Genomic DNA, 24,424 nt, shown 5'->3' on the forward strand with positions numbered 1-24,424 from the left:
TGCTCGCGGACTGGCTGCCCCAGGTGGTGGACGGCCGTCAGGGCGACTACGACAGCTACCTGGGCAGCCCGGTCTACGCCTCGCTGGCCGCGGCCGGGGTCGGCGCGGAGCAGGTGATCACCGCCCTGCTCGCCGACCTGGTGACCATCGAGGCCGCCACCCTCGCCGAGACCCCCGCCGGCCTGCCCCGCACCCGGGCCGCCCTGCGCGCCCTCACCGCGGCGGCCGGGCTCCCCGCCGGCGACGGAGCCCCGGCCGATCCGGCCGAGCTCGTCCGCGCCTGCGCCGAGGCGGTCGCCGCGGCACGGGACGCGGTGCCGCCCGAGGTGCTGCGGGCCGTGGAACTGACGCTGACGCCGACCACCCGCGGCCACGACGAGCAGATGTTCATCCGGGTGATCCAGATCTTCGAGGCGGTCTTCGCCGCGGTCGCCGACGCCGTACGGGCGGCCACCGAGGCCGTGGCCGCCGGCCGGGCCGAGCCGGCGCGGGCGCTGCTGGCGGCGGCCGCCCGTCAGGTGGCCGGGACGTCCGCGGTGTTCCGGGTGCTGACCACCATGCCCAAGGACGCCTTCGCGGTCATCCGGGCCAACACCGACGGGCGGAGCGCGGTCCAGTCCAGGGCGTACCGAGCCGTCGAACGCTCCGGCCCGACGCTGCACCGCACGCTCCTGGACAGCGGCCTTCCGCAGGACGAACTACGGGAGGCCATGGCGGAGTTGGACGACGCCTGGGGCGCCATGAAGCGCACCCACTGGGGCATCACCATGAAGATCATCGGGATGGTGCGCGGCACCGGCGGCACCGCCGGCGCCTCCTACCTCCGCGAGGCCGCCGAGGCCCGGCTCTTCCCCGGCCTCGACCGGGTGGACCGGGGCCGGCCGACGACCTCGGTCGGCGTTCAGTGAGGCGTCAGTGAGACGTCAGTGAGCCATCAGTGAGCCGCAGCCGCGCCGGCGGGGCGCCGCCGGTACGACGCCGGAGCCGCGCCGGAGCACCGCCGGAGGCCCGTCCGCCCCCGCCCAGGACGGACCCAGGCCGGACCAAGGGCGCGGTCAGGGCGGAACGACAGCATCGATGACAGGTCGGCCGGCCCGCAGCGACCCGCGGCGACCCGCGGCCGGGACCCCATCACCGGCACCACCACAACCACCGGAACCACCGGAACCACCGGAACCACCGGGACCACCGGAACACCCATCCATCGGATCGGAGCGCAGTCATGAGCAACGAGGACACCACCGTCTACCAGGTCGTCGTCAACCACGAGGAGCAGTACTCGATCTGGCCGGCCGACCGGGAGCTGCCGGCCGGCTGGCGCGCCGAGGGCCCCCGGGGCGAGAAGGCGCAGTGCCTGGCCCACATCGACGAGGTGTGGACCGACATGCGCCCGCTGAGCCTGCGCCTGGCGATGGCGGAGCAGGAGGCCGAGGCCGCGGCGGTCCCGGCCGCCGGCTGAGCACGGGGCGGCCGGACGGAACGGCCGCCGACAACGGCAGACACAGGGCATCGGACACCGAACGGTGAGGACAGAACGCGTGGACCCGCGACTTGAGCACCAGGACTGGATCTCGGCGATCGCCGCCACCGCGGCGGCGGATCCGGACCGCACGGCCTTCGAGTTCTCCGGGAGGGAGGACGCCCCGGCCGAGCGGCTGAGCTACGGACAGCTCGACCGGCGGGCCCGGGCCGTCGCCGCCCGGCTGCAGCGGCTCGGTCTGACCGACCGTCCGGTGCTGCTGCTCCAACCGCCGGGCCTGGACTACGTGGTCTCCTTCGTCGGCTGCCTGTACGCGCGGGCCGTCGCGGTGCCGGTGTACCCGCCCAACCGCCGGCCGCGCTCGCTGGAGCGGCTGGTGGACATCGTCGCGGACTGCGGGGCGACGGTGGCGCTGACCACCGCCGCCGTCCGGGACCGGCTGCTGCCCGGAGACCCGGACGGCGCGGTGATGGACGTGCTGCGGCTGCTCGCGACCGACCGGGTGCCCGAGGAGGAGGCGGAGGGCTGGGTGCGCCCGAGGGTCGGCGCCGACACCGTGGCGTTCCTCCAGTACACCTCCGGCTCCACCTCGGCCCCGCGCGGCGTGGTGCTGACGCACGGCAACCTGCTGCACAACTCGGCGCTGATCCAGCGGGCCTTCCGCACCACCGGCAGCACCCGCGGCATGTCCTGGCTGCCGCTCTTCCACGACATGGGCCTGATCGGCGGCATGCTCCAGCCGCTGTACTACGCCGGCTCCTGCTCGCTGATGGCGCCCACCGCCTTCGCCCAGGACCCGCTGCGCTGGCTGCGCGAGATCAGCCGCACCCGGGCGACGGTCAGCGGCGGCCCCAACTTCGCCTACGACCTGTGCGCCGATCTGGCCACCCCCGAGGTGCTGGCCGGACTCGACCTGAGCAGCTGGGAGGTGGCGTTCAACGGTGCCGAGCCGGTGCGTGCCGAAACCTTCCGGCGGTTCGCCGCCGCCTACGCCCCGGCGGGCTTCCGGGCCGAGGCCTTCACCCCGTGCTACGGGCTGGCCGAGGCCACGCTGATCGTCTCCTGCAAGCCGCACGGCACCGCCCCCGCCCGCTACCTGGCGCCGAACTCCCTGCTCGCGGGCGCCTCCGGGGGTGCCGACGCCGCCACCGGGGGAACGGCGATCACCGGGAGCACCGAGCTGGTCAGCAGCGGACGCCCGGACGCGTCCCAGCGGCTGGAGATCGTCGACCCGGTGACCCGCCGGCCGGTGCCCGCCGGCGCGATCGGCGAGATCTGGCTCTCCGGCCCGAGCGTGGCCCAGGGCTACTGGAACCGGCCGGAGCACACCGCCGCCACCTTCGGAGCCCGCCTCGCCGACGGAGGACCTGCTGACGACCCCGCCTTCCTCCGCACCGGCGACCTGGGCCTGCTGCACGAGGGCGAGCTGTACGTCACCGGGCGGCTGAAGGACCTGATCATCGTCCGCGGCCGCAACCACTACCCGCAGGACATCGAGCAGACCGTCGCCGCCGTCCACCCGGCGCTGCGCGCCAACTGCGGCGCCGCCGTCCAGGTCGAACTGGCCGGTGCGGCCGAGCTGGTGATCGTCCAGGAGGTCGCCCGCGACCACCAGGACGGCGAGCTGCCGGCGCTGGCCCGCGCGGTGCGCGAGGCGGTCGCCGAGGCGCACGGGGTGCGGCCGGCCGCGGTGGTGCTGATCCGCGCCGCGACGCTGCCGCGCACGTCCAGCGGCAAGGTGCAGCGCCACGTGTGCGCCGCCTCCTACCGGGACGGCGCCCTCACCGCGCTCGCCCACAGCGGCCGGCCGCAGGGCGCCGTGGACGAGCGGCCGGCGGCCCTGGACGCCGGGGCGCTGCGGGCGGCCGGTCCGGCCGAGCGCCCGGCGCTGCTGCTGGCCGCGCTGCGCGCGCTGCTCGGCGCCCGGCTCGGGCTGGCCGCCGAGGAGCTCGCACCCGGGCAGCGGCTCGCCGAGCTGGGCCTGGACTCGCTCGGCGCGGTCCGGCTGCGGCACGAGCTGCGCGCCGCCCTGGGCGTCGACCTGGGGCTGACCGAGGCGCTCGCCCTGGACCTGGCCGGGCTGGCCGGGCTGCTCGCCGAGCGCTTCGACGAGGCGGCCGGGGACACCGAGGAGGCCGCCGCGACGAAGGACGCACCCGACCCGGCCACCGAGCCCGGCGACCACCCGCTCTCCCCCAACCAGGCCGCGCTCCGGCTGCTGCACCAGGTCGCCCCCGAGAGCCCCGCCTACCTGGTCTCCGCCGCCTTCCGGGTGCACGGCGGGCTCGACCCGGCCGCCCTGCGCACCGCCCTGGAGGGCCTGACCCGGCGGCACGCCGTCCTGCGCAGCACCTTCCCGCGGACCGCGTCCGGTCCGGTGCGGCGGGTGCACGCCGAGCTCCCGCCCGGCTTCGAGCAGGTCGACGCCTCCGGCTGGAGCGCGGCCGAGCTGGCCGAGCGCCTGACCGCGGCGGCCGAGCAGCCCTTCGACCTGGAGACCGGGCCGCTGCTGCGGGCGCGGCTGTTCACCGGCACCGAGGGCGGCCACCGGCTGGTGCTGACGGCCCACCACCTGGTGGCCGACCTGTGGTCGCTGTCCGTGCTGCTGGACGAGCTGGCCGCCGACTACCCGGCGGCGCTGCGCGGCGAACCGGTCGGTGCCACCGCGGACACCTCCGCCGCCCCCTTCGCGGCCTTCGCCCGCCGACAGGCCGCGCTGCCCGCCACCGCCGCCGGGCGGCGCCGGCTGGACCGCTGGCGCACCGCCCTGGCCGGCGTCCGGACCGGTACCACGCTGCCCGCCGACCTGCCGCTGCCCGAGCGCCAGCGGATGCGCGGCACGACCGTGCCGCTGACCGTGGACCCCGCCACCACCGAGGCGCTGACGGCGCTGGCCCGGCGCGAGGGCAGCACGCTGTACGTCGTGCTGCTGGCCGCCTTCCAGCTGTTGCTGGCCCGCTGCACCGGCGAGTCGGACGTGGTGGTCGGCACCCCGACCCACGGGCGCGCCGACGCCGAGTTCGCCGGCACCGTCGGCTGCCTGGTCAACACCGTGCCGCTGCGCGCCCGGATCGACACCGCCGAGCCCTTCACCGCGCTGCTGGCCCGGGTACGGGACGACGCCGGCACCGCGCTGGACGACGCCGAGGTGCCGTTCCCCGCGCTGGTCGAGCTGGTCCGCCCGGACCGCGACCAGGGCGGCCGGCCCCTGGTGCGCAGCCTGTTCAGCCTCCAGCAGGCACCGGGCGGGCACGCCGAGGCGCTGGTGGCGATGGCCACCGGGCGCGACGGCGTCCCGTTCACCCTGGGCGGCCTGGAGTGCTCCACGCTGGCGCTGCCGACCGGCGGCAGCCAGTTCGACCTCCAGCTCACCCTGGGGGCGGCCGCGGGCGGCCTGGCCGGCTCGGTCCGCTACGACACCGACCGCTACCTGCCGGCCACCGCGGAGCGCTTCGCCGCCCGGTTCGCCACCCTGCTGGCGGAGATCGCGGCCGACGCCGCCCGGCCGGTCGGCGCACTGCCGCTGCTCACGCCGGCCGAGCGCCGGACGCTGCTCGCCGAGGGCGACGACACCGCGCTCGCCTACGACCCCGCCGACGGCGTGGTGCGCCGCTTCGAGGCCCAGGCCGCCCGCACTCCGCTGGCGATCGCGGTCCGCGCCGCCGGCCCCGGGGGCGGCGAGCAGCTGGACTACGGCACCCTGGACCGGCTGGCCGACGGCGTCGCCGAACGGCTGCGCGCCCTGGGCATCGGCCCCGGCGGCACGGTCGCCGTGCTGCTGCCGCGGACTCCGCGGCTGCTCGCCGCGCTGCTGGGCGTGCTCAAGTCCGGCGCCGCCTACCTGCCGCTGGACCCCGGCCACCCGGCCGAGCGGCTGGCCCTGGTGCTGGCCGACGGCGCCGCCGCCGCGGTGCTGACCGACCTGCCCGCCGACCGGGTGCCGGCCGGCGACTGGCCGGTGCTGCCGGTCGACGCCATCGGCGAGGCCCGCCGCGCGGCCGACACCGCGGTCGACCCGGAGGCGGCGGCCTACGTGCTGCACACCTCCGGCTCGACCGGCCGCCCCAAGGGCGTGGTGGTGCCGCACCGGGCGCTGGCGAACCTGCTGGCCTCCTTCGAGCGCGACCTGGCGCCCGCTCCGGGCACCGGCTGGCTCTCGGTCACCACCCCGGCCTTCGACATCGCCGCGCTGGAGTACTTCCTGCCGCTGGCCACCGGCGCGACCGTACACCTGGCGGACGCGGCGACGGCCGGCGACGGTTCGCGACTGCGGGCCTGCCTGGAGGCCGGCGGGGTCAGCCACCTGCAGGCCACCCCGGTGACCTGGCAGTTGCTGCTGGACGCGGGCTGGCCGGGCACCCCCGGGCTGACCGCGCTGTGCGGCGGGGAGCGGCTGCCGGCCGAGCTGGCCGCCGAACTGCTGGCCCGCGGCGTGCGGCTCTGGCAGGTCTACGGTCCGACCGAGACCACCGTCTGGTCGGCGCGCGGCGAGCTGACCGCGGCCGACGGCGAGCTGCCGCTCGGCGCGCCGGTCGCCAACACCCGCCTGCACCTGGTCGACCCGGCCCTGCGGTTGGTCCCCGCCGGGGTCACCGGCGAGCTGCTGATCGGCGGCCACGGCCTGGCCCACGGCTACCTCGGCCGGCCCGGCCTGACCGCGGAGCGCTTCGTGCCCGACCCCTTCGGCGCCGAGCCGGGGGCGCGCCTCTACCGCACCGGTGACCTGGCGCGGCGCGGGCCGGACGGCGCGCTGCTCTTCGTCGGCCGCGCCGACACCCAGGTCAAGCTGCACGGGCACCGGATCGAGCTGGGCGAGGTCGAGACCGCGCTGGAACGGCTGCCCGCGGTGCGCCGGGCGGCGGTCGTGGTGGACGGCGAGGGCGCCCGGGCCCGACTGGTCGCCTTCCTGGAACAGCACGACCCGGAACAGCACGGCCGGGAGCAGAACGGCCCGGAGCAGCACGGCTCCGAACAGCGCGGTCCGGAGCGGCACGGCCCGCGCACGGCGCCCGCCGAGCTGCGCGAGCAGCTGCGCCGCACCTTGCCCGGCTACGCCGTCCCCTCGCTGCTGGTGACGCTGGACGCGCTGCCGCTGACCGCCAACGGCAAGGTCGACCGGCGGGCGCTGCCCGCGCCGGAGTCCGCCGGCGACCCGGGCGACACCCCGGGCGGCACCGAGCGGCCGGACGGGCCGACCGAGACGCGGATCGCCGCGCTGCTGGCCGAGCTCCTCAGGACCGGTCCGATCGGCCGCCACGAGGACCTGTTCGACCGGGGTGCGCACTCGCTCCTGCTGGCCCGCTTCGCCGAGCGCGCCCGGGCCGAGTTCGGGGCCGAGCTACCGCTGCACCAGCTGTTCGAGCGGCCCACGGTGGCGGCCGTGGCCGCCCTGGTGGACGCGGCGGCGGCACGGCCGGAGCGGGCGGCCGCCGCCGGCCGGCCGGGGCCGGCCCGGGTGGACCGCACCCGGTACGCCGTCAGCCGCGGGTCCGACGGCACGTTGCGACCGGTGCTCGCCGACGCGTCCGCCGGCGTCCCGTCCACCGTCGGGGAGGGCCGATGACCTCCGCCCCCCACCTCCCCTCGGCCCGGCCGGTCACCGGTCCCACGCCCCCCGTGGACCGCCCGTACCTGCTGCGCTGTCCGGTCTGCCGGGAGGGCTACCAGGACGACGGGCTGCGGCTGGACTGCGCCGCGACGCACCGGCCGGGCCTGCTGAGCACCGAGTACGCCCCCGCGTTCGCCCCCGGCCCCGGCAGCGGACCGTTCCGCTACCGCTGCTGGCTGCCGACCGCCGGCCGGTCCCTGCCCGAGGGCAGCGGCGGCACCGCCTACCGGGCCGAGCGGCTGGGCCGCGCGCTGGGTCTGACCGAGCTGTGGGTCGCGTTCAGCGGCTACTGGCCCGAGCGCGGCGCCGCCCTCGCCACCGGCAGCTTCAAGGAGCTGGAGGCGCAGGCGGTGCTGGCCCGGCTGCCCGAGCGGCCGCCGGTCCTGGTGGTCGCGTCCGCCGGGAACACCGCCGCGGCCTTCCTGCGGGCCTGCTCGCGGCAGGCGGTGGAGTGCGTCCTGGTGGTGCCGGAGACGGCGCTGCCCGGGCTGGCCACCGCCGGTGCACGGGCCGACTGCGTCCGGCTGGTGACGGTGGCCGGCGACTACACCGACGCGATCGAGCTGGCCGACGCGATCGCCGCCCGGCCCGGCCACCAGGCCGAGGGCGGCACCCGCAACGTGGCCCGGCGCGACGGCCTCGGCACCGCGCTGCTGGCGGCCGCCGAGACGATCGGCCGGCTGCCCGACCACTACGTGCAGGCCGTCGGCAGCGGGGCCGGCGCGATCGCCGCGCACCAGGCGGCCCGGCGGCTGCTGGCGGCCGGCTTCCCGGCCGCGGGGAGTGCCGGCGGCCCGTCCGGCGGACTGCCCCGGCTGACGCTCTGCCAGAACACCCCGTTCGCCCCGATGGTCCGCGCCTGGCGGGACGGACTGGCCGAGCCGGCCGTCGGCTCCGGCCCGGCCGTCCGGGCGGCGATCGCCGCGTCGTACGCCCAGGAGCTGACCACCCGCAAGCCGCCCTACGCGGTGGCCGGCGGGGTGCGCGAGATCCTCGCCGAGAGCGGCGGGGAGCTGCTGGCGGCGGATACCGCCGAGGCGGTCGCCGCCGGACGGCTGTTCGCCGAGGCCGAGGGCGTCGACATCGCGCCGGCCGCGGCGGTGGCGCTGGCCGGCCTGCGGCAGGCGGTCGCCGCCGGACGGATCCGGCCCGGGGAGACCGTGCTGCTGCACGTCACCGGTGGCGGCCGGGCCCGGTGGGCAGCCGCCCACCGGCCCGCCGAGGTCCGGCCCGACCTGCGGATCCCGGCCGGTCTGGGCGCCGAGGCCGCCGCCTACCTGGTGACCGGCTCATGACGGCCCCCGTCGCCCCCGGCCCCGGCGTCGTCCCGGAGCCGGGGCCCGGCCCCGACCACCGAACCCGTCCCGCCCCCCGCCACGAGCCCGCCCCCGTCCCTGGCCCCGCCCCCGGGCCGTCCGACCGGCAGAGAGCAGATCAGACCATGCAGCAGTTCGCCTTTCCCGCCACCTCGGCGCAGCGCCGGATCTGGCTGGTGGAGCGGCTGACCCCCGGCACCAGCGCCTACCACCTGCCGTTCGCCCTGCAGCTGGACGGTCCGCTCGACACCGCCGCGCTGACGGCCGCGCTGACCGAACTGGTCGGCCGGCACGAATCGCTGCGCACCTGCTTCGAGCAGGCGGACGGCGAGCTGGTGCAACTGGTCGGCGAGCCGGCGCCGTTCGCGCTGGAGACCCGGCGGACGCCGCCCGCCGAGCTGGACGCGGTGCTGACCGCCGACGCCGCCCGCCCCTTCGACCTCGCCCGCGGGCCGCTGCTGCGCGCGGTGCTGCACCGGCTGGCGCCGCAGCGGCACGTGCTGGCCGTCACCGTCCACCACCTGGTGGCCGACATGTGGTCGGTCGGCGTGCTGCTCGCCGAGCTGGCGCAGTGCTACGCCGGCCGGGCCGCCGAGCTGCCCGAACTTCCGATCCAGTACGGCGACTTCGCGGTCTGGGAGGCCGAGTCCCGGGCGGCCGGCGAGGACGGGGACCAGGCGTACTGGCGCCGGACGCTGGCCGGCGCGCCCGAGCTGCTGGAGCTGCCCTGCGACCGCCCGCGCCCCGCGGTGCAGTCGCTGCGCGGCGCCGCGCTGCCGGTGCGGCTCCCGGCCGAACTGTCCGCCGCCGTCCGGACCCTGTGCCGCCGGGCCGGGGTGACCCCGTTCATGGCCCTGCTGGCCGCCTTCCAGGCGGTGCTGGCCCGGCACAGCGGCGGCGAGGACATCGTGGTCGGCACCGGCGCCGGGGTGCGCCCGGCCGAGGCCGAGGGGCTGATCGGCTGCTTCGTCAACATCCTGCCGATCCGCACCTCGATGGCCGGCGACCCCACCTTCGCCGAGCTGCTGGCCCGGGTCCGCCGGGCCGCGCTGGGTGCCTTCGAGCACCAGCGGCTGCCGTTCGAGCGGATGCTCCCCGAGCGGGCGACGGGCCCGGCGCTCAGTCACAACCCGCTGGTCCAGTCCCTGCTGCTGGTGCAGAACGCGCCGCTGGCCGCCCCCGAGCTGCCCGGCCTGGCGGTGACCGTCCGGGAGGTGCCGCGCGGCGGCGCGCAGGTCGACCTCAACCTCCAGCTGCGCGAGGTGGACGGCGAGTTCACCGGCACCGTCGAGTACGCGAGCGACCTGTTCGACCCGGCGACGGTGGACCGGCTGCTCGGGCACTGGCGCACCCTGCTGGCCGCCGCCGTCGCGTCCCCCGACACCCGGCTGTCCGCCCTGCCGATGCTGACCGGGGCCGAGCGCCACCGCGCCCTGGTGGAGTGGAACGACACCGCCCACGCCTACCCGCGGGCCGGAGCCTGTCTGCACGAGCTGTTCGAGGAGCAGCTCGCCCTGCGCCCGGAGGCGCCGGCCGTCCTCCATGCCGGCGGTGAGCTGAGCTACGCGGCACTGGACGCGCTGGCCGAGCGGATCGCCGGCCGGCTGGCCGGCCTGGGCGTCGGGCCGGACACCACCGTCGGCGTCTGCCTCGCCAAGGGCCCGGCGCTGGTGGCCGCCGTGCTCGGCGTCCTCAAGGCCGGCGGCGCCTACCTGCCGCTGGACCCGGCCTACCCGGAGCAGCGGCTGGCCTTCATGCTCGGGGACGCGGCGCCGCCGGTGGTGCTCACCGAGCGTGCCCTGGCCGGCCTGCTGCCCGTGGGCGGGGCCGCCCTGCTGGAGGTGGAGGACGCCGGGCAGTGGTCCGCCGCCCCGCGGCGCCCGGCCGGGACGACCCCGGACAACCTGGCGTACGTCATCCACACCTCGGGCTCCACCGGCGCGCCCAAGGGCATCGCCGTCCCGCACCGCGGCGCCGTCAACAACCTGCTGGACCTCAACGACACCTACGGCGTCGGACCGGGCGACCGGGTGCTCGGCCTGTCGTCCCCCAGCTTCGACATGTTCGTCTACGAGACGCTGGGCATCCTGGCGGCCGGCGGCGCGGTGGTGATGCCGCACCCGGACCGGTCCCGCGACCCGCACCACTGGGTGGACCTGGTCCGCCGCCACCGGGTGACGGTCTGGAACTCGGCCCCCGCGCTGGCCGACGCCTTCGTGCGGGCCGGGGAGGAACGCAACGTCCGGCTGCCGCAGCTGCGCGTCGCGTTCTTCGGCGGCGACTGGATCCCGGTCCCGCTGGTCGGACGGTTCCGCCGGCTGGCGCCGGAGCTGGCGTTCATCGCGCTGGGCGGCGCCACCGAGGCGTCCATCCACTCGATCACCTACCCCGTCGGGGAGGTCGACCCGGCCTGGACCAGCATCCCGTACGGCCGCCCGATGGTGAACCAGCAGGCCGTGGTGCTGACCCCGGCGCTGGAGCCGGCCCCGGTCGGGGTCCCGGGCGAACTCTGCCTGGCCGGCACCGGGTTGACCCGCGGCTACCTCGGCCGCCCGGGCCTGACCGCGGACCGCTACCGCCCGCACCCGGGCGCCGGCACCGGCCCGGTGCCGACCGGCGCCCGGCTGTACCGCACCGGTGACCTGGCCCGCACCCGCGCCGACGGCGTGATCGAGCTGATCGGCCGGCTGGACCACCAGGTCAAGCTGCGCGGGCTGCGGATCGAGCTGGGCGAGATCGAGTCGGTGCTGCGCCGCCACCCCGGGATCGACCGGGCCGTGGTCGCGGCCCGCGGCAGCGGGGACGAGCGTCGGCTCGTCGGCTACCTGGTGCCCGCCCGGGACGGTGCGGCGCCGGCCGCCGCCGAGCTGCGCGCCCTGCTCAGGGCCGAGCTGCCCGAGTACATGGTCCCGGCGGTCTTCGTGACGCTGGACGCGCTGCCGCTGTCGCCCAACGGCAAGGTCGACCGCGCCGCGCTGCCGGAACCCGACGCGACGGCCGACCGGGCCGCCGCCGCGTACCTGGCTCCCCGCGACGACACCGAGCTGGTGCTGGCCGCGCTCTGGGCCGAACTGCTGGAGGTCGACCGGGTCGGCGCGGAGGACGACTTCTTCGCCCTCGGCGGGCACTCGCTGCTCGCCACCCGGCTCGCCTCGGCGGTGCTGGAGACCTTCGGCGTCGAGCTGCCGCTGCGCGACCTGTTCGAGGCGCCCACCCTCGCCGAGCAGGCGCTGCGGCTGGCCACCCGGGGCCGCGAGGCGGGCACCGACGTCGCGGCGGTGGCCCGGATCGCCGCCGCCCTGCTGGAGATGACCGACGAGGAGGCCCACGGGCTGCTCGCCCGACACGAGAAGAACGCGCCGTACGAGACGAACGCGCAGCACGCGGAGCACGAGGAGAGCCACGCATGACCACCACCACGACCACCGGCGTCCTGGCCGCCTACGCCGGCCTCGGCGCACACCGCCTGGCCGCCGCCGACCCGCTGCTGGCCGACCTGCTCGAGCGCGAGCACGCCCGGCAGAACGAGACCCTGGCCATGGTGGCCGCCTCCAGCAGCGCCGACCCCTCGGTCCTGGCCTGCGCCGGCGCGAGCATCTCCAACGTCACCACCGAGGGCTACCCGGGCGCCCGCTACCACGCGGGCTGCGAGCTGGTCGACGAGGTCGAGCGGCTGGCGGTGGAGCGGGCCCGCGCCCTGTTCGGCGCCCGGTACGCCAACGTGCAGCCGCACTCGGGCAGCACCGCCAACCAGATCGTGCTCTGCACCCTGATGAAGCCGGGCGACACCCTGCTCGGCATGGAGCTGAGCGCGGGCGGCCACCTGACCCACGGCTCGCCGGCCTCGGTGTCGGGGCGGTTCTTCCACGCGGTCGGCTACGGCACCGACGCCGACGGCCTGCTGGACTACGCGCAGGTCGCCGAACTGGCCCGGGTCCACCGGCCCAAGGTGATCGTCTGCGGTGCCAGCGCCTACCCGCGCACGGTGGACTTCGCGCGGTTCCGGCGGATCGCCGACGAGGTCGGCGCCTTCCTGCTCGCCGACATCTCGCACATCGCCGGCCTGGTCGCGGCCGGGCTGCACCCGAGCCCGGTGGACCACGCGCACGCCACCACCACCAGCACCTACAAGCAGCTGTACGGCCCCCGCGGCGGCCTGATCCTGCTCGGCCGCGACGCCGACCGGCCGGTGCCCGGCACCCGGCGGACCCTCGCCCAGGCGATCGCGCACGGCACCTTCCCGTTCCTCCAGGGGACCCCCGACCTGGGCGCGGTGGCCGCCAAGGCGCGCGCCTTCGACCTCGCCGCCCAGCCCGAGTTCGGCGCCCTGGCGCAGCGGGTGGTGTCCGGTGCCCGGGAGCTGGCGGAGGCCTTCGCCGGCCTGGGCCACACCCTCGTCACCGGCGGCACCGACAACCACATGGTGCTGCTGGACGTCGGCCGGGGCGGGCTGACCGGCGCGATCGCCGAGTCCGCGCTGGCGGACTGCGGGATCGTGGTCAACCGCAACCGGATCCCCGGCGACCCGCACGGCCCCCGGGTCACCAGCGGCATCCGCTTCGGTACCAACACCCTGGCCCTGCGCGGCATGGGCCCGGCCGAGCTGCGCCGCTGCGCCGCCCTCGTCGACCGGGTGCTCACCGCGCTGGTGCCGGACGGCGAGACCGGGTACGCCCTCGACCCGGCCGTCCGCTCCGAGGTGCGCGGCGAAGTCGCCCGGCTCTGCCGGGAGTTCCCGCTGCCGCACCACACGCCCTGACCGCCCTGACCGCCTCTCCGACCGCCCGGGACCACCCATGAGCCAGTCACCCCAGCGCGCCGCGCTCTCCTCCGAGAAGCGCCGCCTGCTCGCCCAGTTGCTCCGGCAGCAGGGCCTCGCCCGCACCGACGCCGCCGGCCTGATCGCCCCCCGCCCCGAGGGGGCCCGGCTGCCGCTCTCCTTCGCCCAGCAACGGCTGTGGTTCGTCGAGCAGTTCGCCGGACCGAGCCCGCTCTACAGCATCGCCTGCACCGTCCGGCTGACCGGCCGGCTGGACGCCCGCGCGCTGGAGCGGGCGCTGGGCCGGGTGGTGGCCCGGCACGAGGCGCTGCGCACCACCTTCCGCGCCGAGGACGGCCGGCCCGAGCAGGTCGTGCACGCCCGGGTCGAGGTCGCGCTGCCGCTCACCGACCTGTCCGCGCTGGCCGCCGACGCCCGGGCGGCCGCGCTCGCCGAGCTGACCGAGCAGGAGAGCCGCCGCCCGTTCGACCTGGGCGCGGGCCCGCTGCTGCGCGGCCGGCTGGTCCGGCTGGCGGACGAGGAGCACCTGCTGGTGCTCGCCGTGCACCACATCGTGGCGGACGGCTGGTCGCTGGACATCCTGGTGCGCGAACTGGCCCACCACTACCGGCCGGCCGCCGCCGAGCCGACCGGGATCACCGCGCCGCCGGAACTGCCGGAGGCCGCCGAACTCCCCGAACTTCCGGTGCAGTACGCCGACTTCGCGCTCTGGCAGCACGAGCGGGTGTCGGGCGAGGCCCTGGACGCCCAACTGGCGCACTGGCGCGAGCGGCTGGCCGGCGCGCCCAGCGCCGTCGACCTGCCCACCGACCGGCCGCGCACCGCCCGCCAGGGCTTCGCCGGCGCCTGCTTCCCGTGGCGACTGGAGGGCGACCTCGCCACCCGGCTCACCGCGCTGGCCCGGGAGCACGACGCGACCCTGTACATGGCGCTGCTGGCCGGCTTCACCGCCGTGGCGCAGCGCTGGAGCGGCCAGGACGACCTGGTCGTCGGCTCGCCGGTGGCCAACCGCAACCACCCGCAGACCGAGGGCCTGATCGGCTTCTTCGTCAACATGCTGCCGCTGCGCACCGACCTGTCCGGCAACCCGACCTTCCGTGAACTGCTGGGCCGCGTCCGGGAGTCCGCGCTCGCCGCGTACGCCCACCAGGACGTGCCGTTCGAGCGGATCGTCGAGGAGGTCCGCCCGGACCGCGACGCCGGCGGGCGCACCCCGTTCGCCAACCTTCTGCTGGTCCTGCAGAACACCCCGGAGAGCAGGATCGAGCTGCCCGGGCTGCGGATGGACGTGGCCGCGGTGGACACCGGCACCGCCAAGTTCGACCTGCACCTCCAGGTCACCGAGACCCCGCAGGGCCTGACCGGCCTGGCCGACTACAGCACCGAGCTGTACGAGGAGCGCACCGTGCGCCGGTTCGTCGACCAGTGGCTGCACCTGCTGGCCGCCGCGGCCGCCGACCCGGACACCCGGCTGGACGCGCTGCCGCTGCTGGGCCCGGCCGAGCGCGGCGCCGAGCTGGCCGCCGGTGCCGCCCGGCGCACCGCCGCGCCGCCCCGGGCGCGCAGCCTGCCGGCCGCGTTCGCCGAGCAGGTCCGGCTGCGCCCGGCCGCGATCGCGGTCAACTCCGGTACGGAGAGCCTGAGTTACGCCGAGCTGGACCGCCGCTCGGACGCGCTGGCCCGGCGGCTGCGCGAGCTGGGGGTGGGTCCGGAGAACCGGGTGGCGATCTGCGTCGAACCCTCGGTACGGCTGGTCACCGGCATCCTGGGCATCCTGAAGAGCGGCGGCGCGTACGTCCCGCTCGACCCGCGCCACCCGGCCGACCGGCTGGCCTACACCCTGGCCGACTCCGGCGCGGCGGCCCTGGTCGCCGACCCGGAGCACGCCGAACTCGCCGACGGAGTGCCGGTGCTGGCCGTCGACCAGCCGGTGACCGGAGAGCCGCTGGCGCCGGCCCCGCTCGGCCCGGACCACCTCGCGTACGTGATCTACACCTCCGGCACCACCGGCCGCCCCAAGGGCGCGCTGCTCACCCACGCCAATGTGCTGCGGCTCTTCGAGGCGGCCGTCGCGGACGTGCCGTTCGGCCCGGACGACGTCTGGTCGCTGTACCACTCCGCCGCCTTCGACTTCTCGGTCTGGGAGATCTGGGGTGCGCTGCTGCACGGCGGCCGGATCGCCGTGGTGCCCCAGGAGGCCCGGCGCAACCCCGCCGCCTGCCACGCGCTGGTGCGCGCGGAGGGCGTCACGGTGCTCAGCCAGACGCCCACCGCCTTCCGCCAGTTCGCCGACGCCGACGCGAAGGCCGCGGCCGACGCGGCGGCCGGGGGGACGGCGGAGCGCCCGCTCGCGCTGCGGCACGTGGTGTTCGGCGGCGAGGCCCTGGAGCCGGGCGCGCTGCGCGCCTGGGCCGACCGGCACCCGGACGGCCCCCGGCTGGTCAACATGTACGGGATCACCGAGACCACCGTCCACGTCACCGCGCACCCGCTCGGCCCGGCCGACCTGGCCGCCCCCGGCAGCGTGATCGGCCGCCCGCTGGCCGACCTGGCCGTGCACCTGCTGGACCGGCGCGGCGAACCGGTGCCGCCCGGCGTGCCCGGCGAACTGTGCGTCGGCGGGCCGGGTCTGGCCCGCGGCTACCTGGGCCGCCCGGGCCTCACCGCCGAACGCTTCGTCCCCTCCCCGCTGGGCGACGGCGAACGGCTGTACCGCAGCGGCGACCTGGCCCGCCGGCTGCCCGACGGCGAGCTGGAGTACCTGGGCCGGATCGACCAGCAGGTCAAGGTCCGCGGGCACCGGGTGGAGCTCGGCGAGATCGAGGCGGAGCTGGGCGCCCACCCGGCCGTCCGGCACGCGGCCGTCCTTCCCCGCGAGGCGCCGGGCGGCGGCACCGGCCTGGTCGCCTACCTCGTCCCCGCGGACGGCGGCTCGCCCGAGGAGCCGGCGGACCGTACCGAGGACGCTCAGCAGGTCGCGCAGTGGCGGACCGTCTTCGACACCGCCTACGAGCAGTACGAGCAGGTGGGCGGCGCCGATCCGACGTTCAACATCCGGGGCTGGACGAGCAGCTACACCGGCGAGCCGATCCCGGCCGAGGAGATGCGGCGCTGGGTGGAGGACACCGTCGCGCTGATCCGGCGCACCGGCCCGCGCCGGGTCCTGGAGATCGGCAGCGGCACCGGCCTGCTGCTCTTCCGGCTGGCCGGCGACTGCGAGCAGTACACCGCCCTCGACCTGTCGGACAGCGCGGTCGCCCACGTCCGCCGCCACCTCCCGGCGCACTGGGAGCACGTCCGGGTGCTGCGCCGGGCCGGCCACGAGCTGGACGGGCTGGCGGCCGGCGGGTTCGACACCGTCGTCGTCAACTCGGTGGCCCAGTACCTGCCGAGCGCCGGATACCTGGTCGAAGTCCTCACCCGGGCCGCCGCGCTGCTGGCCCCGGGCGGGCGGATCGTCGTCGGCGACGTCCGGCACCTGGCCCTGCTGGACGCCTTCCAGGTGTCGGTGCTGCAGCCCGGCCTGCCGGCCGGGGCGGGCGACGCCGAGCTGGCCCGGCTGGTCCGCCAGGCCGTCCGGCAGGAGGACGAGCTGCTGCTCGACCCGCGCTTCTTCGCCGCGCTGCGCCGGGAGATCCCGCGGATCGGCCGGGTGGAGGTGCTGCCCAAGCCCGGACGCGACCGCAACGAGATGACCCGCTACCGCTACGACGTGGTGCTGCACCTGGACGCCGAGCCGGCCCCCGCCGCCGTGCGCACGGTGCCGTGGAGCGGCGGCGAGCTGCGGGCGCTGCTGGACGGCTCCCCGCTGGTGGTCACCGGCATCCCCAACGCCCGGGTGCACGCCGACGCCCGCACCGCCGCGCGGCTCACCGCCGGGGGCACCGCCGACGGCCGCGCCGACGAGCCCGCCGCCCTCGACCCGCAGGACCTGCGCGAGCTGGCCGAGCGCCACGGACACGCCGTGGAGCTCAGCTGGGCGGCCGGCGACCCGCTGGGCCGCTTCGACGCCGCCTTCCGCCCGGCCGGCACCGAACCGGGGACGGCCCTGCCGCCCGCCGGGGACGACGCGGGCCTGCCGTGGCCGCACTGGGCCAACGACCCGCACCGCGGCCGCGCCGCCCGCCGCCTGGTGCCCGTGCTCCGCTCCCACCTGCGGGAACGGCTGCCGGAGTACATGGTCCCGGAGGCCTTCGTCACGCTGGACGCGCTGCCGCTGACGGCCAACGGCAAGCTCGACCGGGCCGCCCTGCCGGCCCCGGACTGGTCCACCGGATCGACCGCGCTGCTCGCCCCCCGCGACGACACCGAGCGGGCGCTCGCCGAGATCTGGAGCGCCGCCCTGGGCGTGGCCCGGATCGGGCTGGCCGACGACTTCTTCGACCTCGGCGGCCACTCCCTGCTGGCCGTCCAGGTGACCGCCGCCGTGCGCGAGTCGCTGGGCCGCGAACTGCCGGTGCGGGCGCTGTTCGAGGCGCCGGTGCTGGGCGAGTTCGCCGAGGCGGTGCGCCGCGCCCCGGCCGCCGAGGCGCCCGAGGCGGCACCCGCCGCGCCGGTGCGCGAGGCCGTACCGGCCGACGACGCCGGCTTCGACGACCTGTCCGCCGAGGACCTCGCCGAGCTGATGGGCGGTGACCGGTGACCGCCGCCGCCCGCACCCCGAGCGCCACCACCCCGACCCCCGACCCCGCCCCCGAGAAGGAGCACCCCGTGGCCTCCGCCCCCCGCACCGCCGAGGTGCTGCCGGCCTCCGCCGCCCAGCGCCGGTTCTGGCTGATCGACCGGCTGGAGGGCCCCAGCGGCGTCTACAACACCGCCGCCGCGCTCCGGCTGCGCGGGCCGCTGGCCGCCGACGACCTCCGGCAGGCGTTCCAGCTGCTGGTCGACCGGCACGAGGCGCTGCGCACCGTCTTCCCGGCCCGGGACGGCGTCCCGGTCCAGCTGGTGCTGCCGCGCCGCGCCTTCGAGCTCGGCGTGACCGAGGCGGCGGGCACCGGCGAGGCGGAGGTCCGGGAGCTGGCCGGCCGGCTCGCCGAGCAGCCGTTCGACCTGGCCAAGGGGCCGTTGCTGCGGGCCGAACTGATCGTCCTCGGGCCCCGGGAGCACCTGCTGGTCGTGGTGCTGCACCACATCGTGGTGGACCGGTGGTCCTTCGGCCTGCTGATGTCCGAACTCTCCGAGTGCTACGCCGCCCTCGCCGAGCGGCGGCCGACCCGGCTGCCCGCGCTGCCGCTGCGCTACGCCGACCACGTGGCCGGCCGGCAGGCCCTGCTGGACGGCGGCCTCGGTGACCGGCTGCTCGACCACTGGCGCGACCGACTGGCCGGCGCCCCGCAGGCCCTGGAGCTGCCCGGCGACCGGCCGCGCCCGGCGGTGCGCAGCTTCCGCGGCGCGACCGTGCCGGTGCGGCTGGACGCGGCGGCCTCGCAGGCGGTGCGCGACCTCGCCCGGGCCGCGGGGGCGACCCCGTTCATCGTCCTGCTGGCCGCCTTCCAGGCGGTGCTGGCCCGCCACGCGGGCACCGAGGAGGTGGTGGTGGCGACCGGGCCCGCCACCCGCGCCCCGGGGACGGAGCTGCTGGTCGGCGCGCTGGTCAACACGGTGCTGCTGCGCACCTCGCTGTCCGGCGACCCGGACTTCGCCGGGCTGGTGGCCCGGGTGCGGGACACCGCGCTGGACGCCTTCGAGCACCAGGAGCTGCCCTTCGACCGGCTGGTCGAGGAACTGGCTCCCAGCCGCGACCTGTCCCGCAACCCGCTGGCCCAGGTCGGCTTCGTGCTCCAGAACGCGCCGGCCACCACGCCCGCGCTGGCCGGCCTGGACGTCGAGCCGGTGACCGTGGCCCGGGACAGCGCCCACCTGGACCTCGACCTCCAACTGACGGAGGAGGACGGCTGCTTCACCGGCTTCGCCGAGTTCGCCCGGGACCTCTTCGACGCCCCGACGGTGGCCCGGCTGCTCGGCCACTGGACCACCCTGCTGGGCGCCGCCGTCCGGGCCCCGGCCACCCGGCTGTCCGAGCTGCCGATGCTCACCCCGGAGGAGCTGGCGCAGGAGCTGCACGGCTGGAACGACACCGACGGCGAGCCGCCGGCCGGCCTGCGGCTGGACCAGCTGTTCGCCCGCCAGGCGGCCCGCACCCCGGAGGCGGTCGCGGTCATCGACCGGGCCGGCTCCCTCGACTACCGGGCGCTGGACGCGTGGGCGGGCCGGATCGCCCACCGGCTCCGCGAGAGCGGCGTCGGACCGGACGTGCCGGTGGCGCTCTGCCTGGAGCGCGGGGCGGGGCTCAGCGCCGCCATGCTGGGCACGCTGCGGGCCGGCGGCGCCTTCCTCGGGCTGGACCCGTCCTACCCGGCGGACCGGCTGGCCTTCATGCTCGCCGACGCCCGGCCGGCCGTGGTGCTGGCCAACCGGTCCACCGCGGGCGCGCTCCCGGCCGGCACCGAGGTGCTGCTGCTGGAGGAGATCGCCGCGGACGGGCCGGAGTCCGGCCACGGCGGGCGCACGTCCGCCGACGCGTCCCCCGGCGGGTCCACCGGCGCCGGCGAGGCCAACCTGGCCTACCTGGTGTACACCTCGGGCTCCACCGGGCGCCCCAAGGGCGTCGCCGTCACCCACCGCGCCATCGTCAACACCTTCGCCGGGCTGGCCCGTTCGCACGGCTTCGGCCCCGGCGACCGGATGATCGCGCTGCACTCGCCGAGCTTCGACCCGGCCGTGCACGACTGCCTGGCCCCGCTGCTGGTGGGCGCCGCCGCCGTCTTCCCCGCACCGGACGCGGCCCGCGACCCGCGGCACTGGGCCGAGCTGGTCGCCCGCCACCGGGTGACCGTCTGGTCGATGGGACCGGCCGGCACCGAGGCGGTGCTGGCCGCCGCCGAGGAGCACGGCCTGGCCCTGGACAGCCTGCGCGCCGCGCTGATCGGCGGGGACGTGCTGCCGCCCGCGCTGCCGCCGCGGCTGCGCGCCGCCGCACCCGGCTGCCGGGTGGTCAACTCGGCCGGGGTCGCCGAGGCCGCCTTCTGCAACAACGAGTACCCGGTGCCCGAGGACGCCGACCCGAGCAGCCCGGTCCCGTACGGGCACCCGCTGCCCAACCAGCGGCTGCTGGTGCTGGACGGACTGCTCCGCGCGGTGCCGGCCGGGGTGCCCGGCGAGCTGTGCGTGGCGGGCGAGGGACTGGCCCGCGGCTACCTGGGCCGCCCCGGCCTGACCGCCGAGCGCTTCGTGCCGCACCCGTACCCCCGGGTGCCGGGCGAGCGCCTCTACCGCACCGGCGACCTGGCCCGCCGCCGGGCCGACGGCGAGCTGGAGCTGCTCGGCCGGGCCGACCACCAGGTCAAGATCCGCGGCTTCCGGGTCGAGCCGGGCGAGGTGACCGGCGTGCTGCTGGGCCACCCGGAGGTGGCCGAGGCGATCGTGGTGGCCCGCGAAGTGGCCCCGGGCGACCGGCGGCTCGCCGCGTACTGGGTGCCCGCCGCCGGCTCGCCGGCCTCCGGCGCCGAGCTGGCCGCCTGGCTGCGCGAGCGGCTGCCCGGCCACCTCGTGCCCGCGCTGTGGACGCCGCTGGCGGCCCTGCCGCTCTCCCCCAACGGCAAGGTGGACCGGGCCGCGCTCCCCGAGCCGGCCACCCCGGCCGGCCCGGCCGACCGGCTCGCCCCGCGCACCGCCGCCGAGGCCGCGATCGCCGCGATCTGGCAGCGGCTGCTGGAGCTGCCCGAGGTCGGCGTGCTGGACGACTTCTTCGCCCTCGGCGGCCACTCCCTGCTCGCCAACCGGCTGGTCGGCGCCCTGCGCGCGGAGTTCGGCGTGGAGCTGCGGCTGCGCGAGGTGTTCGCCGCGGTCACGGTGGCCGCCCAGGCCGAGCTGGTCGAGCGGCTGCGCTCCGGGGCCGAGGCCGGGGCGGAGACGGGAGCGGAGACCGGGGGCGACGGCGGCCCGGCCGTCGGCGCCGCCGCGCCGCTGCCGCCGGTCGTCCCGGCGGACCGCGACCGCCCGCTGCCGCTCTCCTTCGCCCAGCAGCGGATGTGGCTGTTCGACCGCTTCGCCCCCGGCAACCCGGCCTACCACGTGCCCACCGCGGTGCGGATCGGCGGCGAGCTCGACGAGGCGGCGCTGGCCGCCGCCCTGCGCGCGCTGACGGCCCGCCACGAGGTGCTGCGCACCGTGCTGCCGGAGGTCGACGGCGTGCCGGCGCAGCGCGTGCTGCCGGTCGGCGAGGCACCGCTGACCGTGCGCGACCTCGCCGACGGCGAGCAGGCCCGGGAGGTGGTCGACGCCTTCGTCGCCCGCCCGTTCGACCTGGCGGCCGAGGTGCCGCTGCGCGCCCTGCTGCTGCGGGTGGCACCGGCCGAACACGTCCTGGTGCTGGTGATCCACCACATCGCGCTCGACGGCTGGTCGATGGGCGTGCTGGTCGAGGACCTGGGCGCGCTCTACGACGGCCGCGAACTGCCGCCGCTGCCGGTGCAGTACGCCGACTACGCCCGCTGGCAGGCCGACCGCGCCGCCGAGGGCCGCTGGACCGGACAGCTGGCGCACTGGCGCGAGCGGCTGGCCGGACCGCTGCCGGTGCTGGAGCTGCCCGCCGACCGGCCCCGCCCGGCCGTTCCGAGCCTGGCCGGGGCGGTGCACGAGTTCGAGCTCCCCGCCGAGCTGACCGCGAAGCTGCGCGCGCTCGGAGCCCGGCACGGCGCCACCCTGTTCATGGTGCTGCTGGCCGGCTACCAGACGCTGCTGGGCCGGCTCTCCGGCGCCGAGGACGTCCTGGTCGGCACCCCGGTCGCCGGCCGCGGGCAGCAGGAACTCGACGGCCTGGTGGGCTGCTTCGTCAACAGCCTGGCACTGCGCGGCGACCTCTCGGGCGACCCGGCCTTCGCCGAGCTGCTGGAGCGCACCCGGGACCGGACGCTCGCCGACTTCGACTGCCAGGAGGTGCCGTTCGAGCAGGTGCTGGACGCGGTCGGGGCCGAGCGCGACCCCGCCCGGCACCCGGTGTTCCAGACCATGCTGACGCTGCAGAGCGCCCGCCCGCCGCGGGCCGGCTTCGCTGGGCTGCGCGTGGAGCCGCTGGACGCGCGGACCGGCTCCTGCCTGATGGACCTGATGTTCACCGCCGTCGAGCAGGACGGACGGCTGGCCTTCACGGTGGAGTACGCGACGGACCTGTTCGACGCGGAGGGCGTCGCCCGCCTGGCGCACCGCTTCGGCGTGCTGCTGTCGGCCGCCGCCGAGGCGCCGCGGACCCCGCTGTCCGGGCTGCCGCTGCTCGACGCCGAGGAGCGCCGCACCGTGCTCACCGGGTGGAACGACACCGCCCGCCCCGTCCCGCCCGGCGGCCTGCACGACCTGGTCGCCGCGGCCGCGGCCCGTACGCCCGACGCCCCGGCGCTGGAGCACGAGGGCCGCACCACCAGCTACGCCGAGCTGGAGGCCGCCGCCGAACGCTGCGCCGCCCGGCTGCGCGCGCTGGGGATCGGCGGGCGCAGCGTGGTCGCGGTGCACGCGGCACCGACGCCGCGACTGGTCGCCGCCCTGCTGGGGGTGCTGAAGGCGGGCGCGGCGTTCACCACGCTGGACCCGGAACTGCCCGGGGCGCGGCTGCGCGGGCTGCTGGAGCTGTCCGGGGCGGAGCTGGTGCTCACCGACGGCAGCACGGCCGGACCGCTGTTCGACGGGCTGCGGGTGGAGCCGATCGACGCCCCGGCCCCGGCCGAGGCCGCCGCGAGCGCCGGCCGGGCCGCGGTCACCGCGAGCGCCCGCCCGGCCGAACCGGAGGCGCTGGCCTGCGTGTTCTTCACCTCCGGCACCACCGGGCGGCCCAAGGGCCCGATGTTCACCCACCGGGGCCTGGTGAACTTCACCCTGGCGATGGCCGAGGAGTTCCGCCTCGCCCCCGGCGACCGCTTCCTGCAGCTGGCCTCCACCGGCTTCGACGTGCTGGTCGAGGAGCTGTTCCCGGCCCTGGCGGCGGGCGCCACCGTCGTCCTGCCCGGCGCCCGGCTGCTGGCCCGCGGCGTCGACCTGACCCGCTACCTGGCGGAACACCGGATCACCGGCCTGGAGCTGACCACCGCCTACTGGCACGACTGGACCGCCGAACTGGAACGCACCGGCGCCGCGCTGCCGCCGGACCTGCGGTTCGTCGCCATGGGCGGCGAGCGGGTCCGCCGGGACCGGCTGGAGGCCTGGCAGCGCCTCGGCGTCCCGCTGGTGCACGTGTACGGACTCACCGAGGTGACCTGCACCTCGGCCACCCGGCGGGTCACCGGCGAGCCGGTGGGCGGGGACGGCCTGCCGATCGGCCGCCCGCTGCCCAACACCACCGTCTACCTGCTCGACCCGGCCGGGCGGCCGGTGCCGGTCGGCTCCCCCGGCGAGCTGTTCCTCGGCGGCGCCGGCCTGGCCCGCGGCTACCTGGGCCGCCCGGGCCTGACCGCCGAGCGCTTCGTCCCCGACCCGTACGGCGAGCCCGGCGGCCGGCTCTACCGCACCGGCGACCTGGCCCGCCACCGGGCCGACGGGGAGGTGGAGTTCATCGGCCGCGCGGACCAGCAGGTGAAGATCCGCGGCCACCGGATCGAGCCCGGCGAGGTGGAGGCCCAGCTCGCCGAGCTGCCCGGGGTCGGCGCCGCGGCGGTGCTGGTCCGCGAGGACGAGCCGGGCGAGAAGCGCCTGGTCGGCTACGCGGTGGCCGCCCCGGGTGCCGCGCCGGACGCCTTCGAGCTGCGCGCCGCGCTGCGCGAGCGGCTGCCGGAGTACCTGGTGCCGTCGGCGATCGTGCTGTTGCCCGCGCTGCCGCTGAACGGCAACGGCAAGCTGGACCGCGGCGCGCTGCCCCGGCCCGGCCGGGCCGAGCTGGCCGGCGGCGCGGCGGTCGCCCCGCGCACCCCCGCCGAGCGGGAGATCGCGGAGATCGCGGGCGAGCTGCTCGGCCTGCCGGCCGTCGGCGTCCACGACAACCTGTTCGACCTGGGCCTGCACTCGCTGCTGGCCGCCCGGTTCGCCGCCCGGGTCCGCGAGGCCTGCCAGGTCGAGGTGCCGCTGCGGGTCTTCTACGAGGCGCCCAGCATCGCCGAGTTGGCCCTGCGGGTGGTGCAGCTCCAGGCCGAGGGGACGGACCCGGACGACCTGGCGTTGCTGCTCGCCGAACTGGAGGCCGAGGACGGCCTCGCCTCCGCCTGACCCCGCCCCGGCGCTCCCCGGCGCCCGCCCCGGCAACCACCCACCGACCCGGC

General features: G+C 77.4%; 7 protein-coding genes and 1 pseudogene. All 8 read left to right on the forward strand.

Translation table 11 applies throughout. The annotated features are described in order from the left end of the window. Nucleotides 1–908, forward strand: a pseudogene (locus ACFVHB_RS35690) (hypothetical protein); the annotation flags it as partial. Nucleotides 909–1,222: 314 nt separating this feature from the next. Then, entirely contained in the window at nucleotides 1,223–1,459 is a 237-nt protein-coding gene (locus ACFVHB_RS35695; protein WP_380330695.1) for an MbtH family protein, read from the forward strand. Nucleotides 1,460–1,538: 79 nt separating this feature from the next. After that, nucleotides 1,539–7,043 carry an amino acid adenylation domain-containing protein gene (locus tag ACFVHB_RS35700; RefSeq protein ID WP_380330697.1) on the forward strand — a complete coding sequence of 1,835 codons (5,505 nt, stop codon included), beginning with the start codon at nucleotides 1,539–1,541 and terminating at the stop codon, nucleotides 7,041–7,043. Continuing rightward, nucleotides 7,040–8,383, forward strand: a complete 1,344-nt coding sequence (locus tag ACFVHB_RS35705; RefSeq protein ID WP_380330700.1) for a cysteate synthase — start codon at nucleotides 7,040–7,042, stop codon at nucleotides 8,381–8,383. Before ACFVHB_RS35700 ends, ACFVHB_RS35705 begins: the two co-directional genes overlap by 4 nt. 146 nt (nucleotides 8,384–8,529) lie before the next feature. Next, nucleotides 8,530–11,814, forward strand: a complete 3,285-nt coding sequence (locus ACFVHB_RS35710; RefSeq protein ID WP_380330702.1) for an amino acid adenylation domain-containing protein — start codon at nucleotides 8,530–8,532, stop codon at nucleotides 11,812–11,814. Next, nucleotides 11,811–13,163 (forward strand): serine hydroxymethyltransferase, encoded by a 1,353-nt coding sequence (glyA, locus tag ACFVHB_RS35715; RefSeq protein WP_380330705.1) that lies wholly within the window; start codon nucleotides 11,811–11,813, stop codon nucleotides 13,161–13,163. The genes ACFVHB_RS35710 and glyA overlap by 4 nt, the downstream gene beginning before the upstream one ends. 37 nt (nucleotides 13,164–13,200) lie before the next feature. Then, nucleotides 13,201–17,826 (forward strand): amino acid adenylation domain-containing protein, encoded by a 4,626-nt coding sequence (locus tag ACFVHB_RS35720; RefSeq protein ID WP_380330708.1) that lies wholly within the window; start codon nucleotides 13,201–13,203, stop codon nucleotides 17,824–17,826. Then, nucleotides 17,823–24,371, forward strand: a complete 6,549-nt coding sequence (locus tag ACFVHB_RS35725; protein ID WP_380330711.1) for an amino acid adenylation domain-containing protein — start codon at nucleotides 17,823–17,825, stop codon at nucleotides 24,369–24,371. Before ACFVHB_RS35720 ends, ACFVHB_RS35725 begins: the two co-directional genes overlap by 4 nt. The last annotated feature ends 53 nt before the right edge of the window (nucleotides 24,372–24,424 follow it).

This window comes from Kitasatospora sp. NPDC127111, from assembly GCF_042677465.1.
GTDB lineage: Bacteria > Actinomycetota > Actinomycetes > Streptomycetales > Streptomycetaceae > Kitasatospora.

What these genes read in the sequence shown, in the direction of transcription:
- ACFVHB_RS35695 (WP_380330695.1), top strand. Translation starts at nt 1,223, where the DNA reads ATGAGCAACGAGGACACCACCGTCTACCAGGTCGTCGTCAACCACGAG.
- ACFVHB_RS35705 (WP_380330700.1), top strand. Translation starts at nt 7,040, where the DNA reads ATGACCTCCGCCCCCCACCTCCCCTCGGCCCGGCCGGTCACCGGTCCC.
- ACFVHB_RS35710 (WP_380330702.1), top strand. Translation starts at nt 8,530, where the DNA reads ATGCAGCAGTTCGCCTTTCCCGCCACCTCGGCGCAGCGCCGGATCTGG.
- glyA (WP_380330705.1), top strand. Translation starts at nt 11,811, where the DNA reads ATGACCACCACCACGACCACCGGCGTCCTGGCCGCCTACGCCGGCCTC.
- ACFVHB_RS35720 (WP_380330708.1), top strand. Translation starts at nt 13,201, where the DNA reads ATGAGCCAGTCACCCCAGCGCGCCGCGCTCTCCTCCGAGAAGCGCCGC.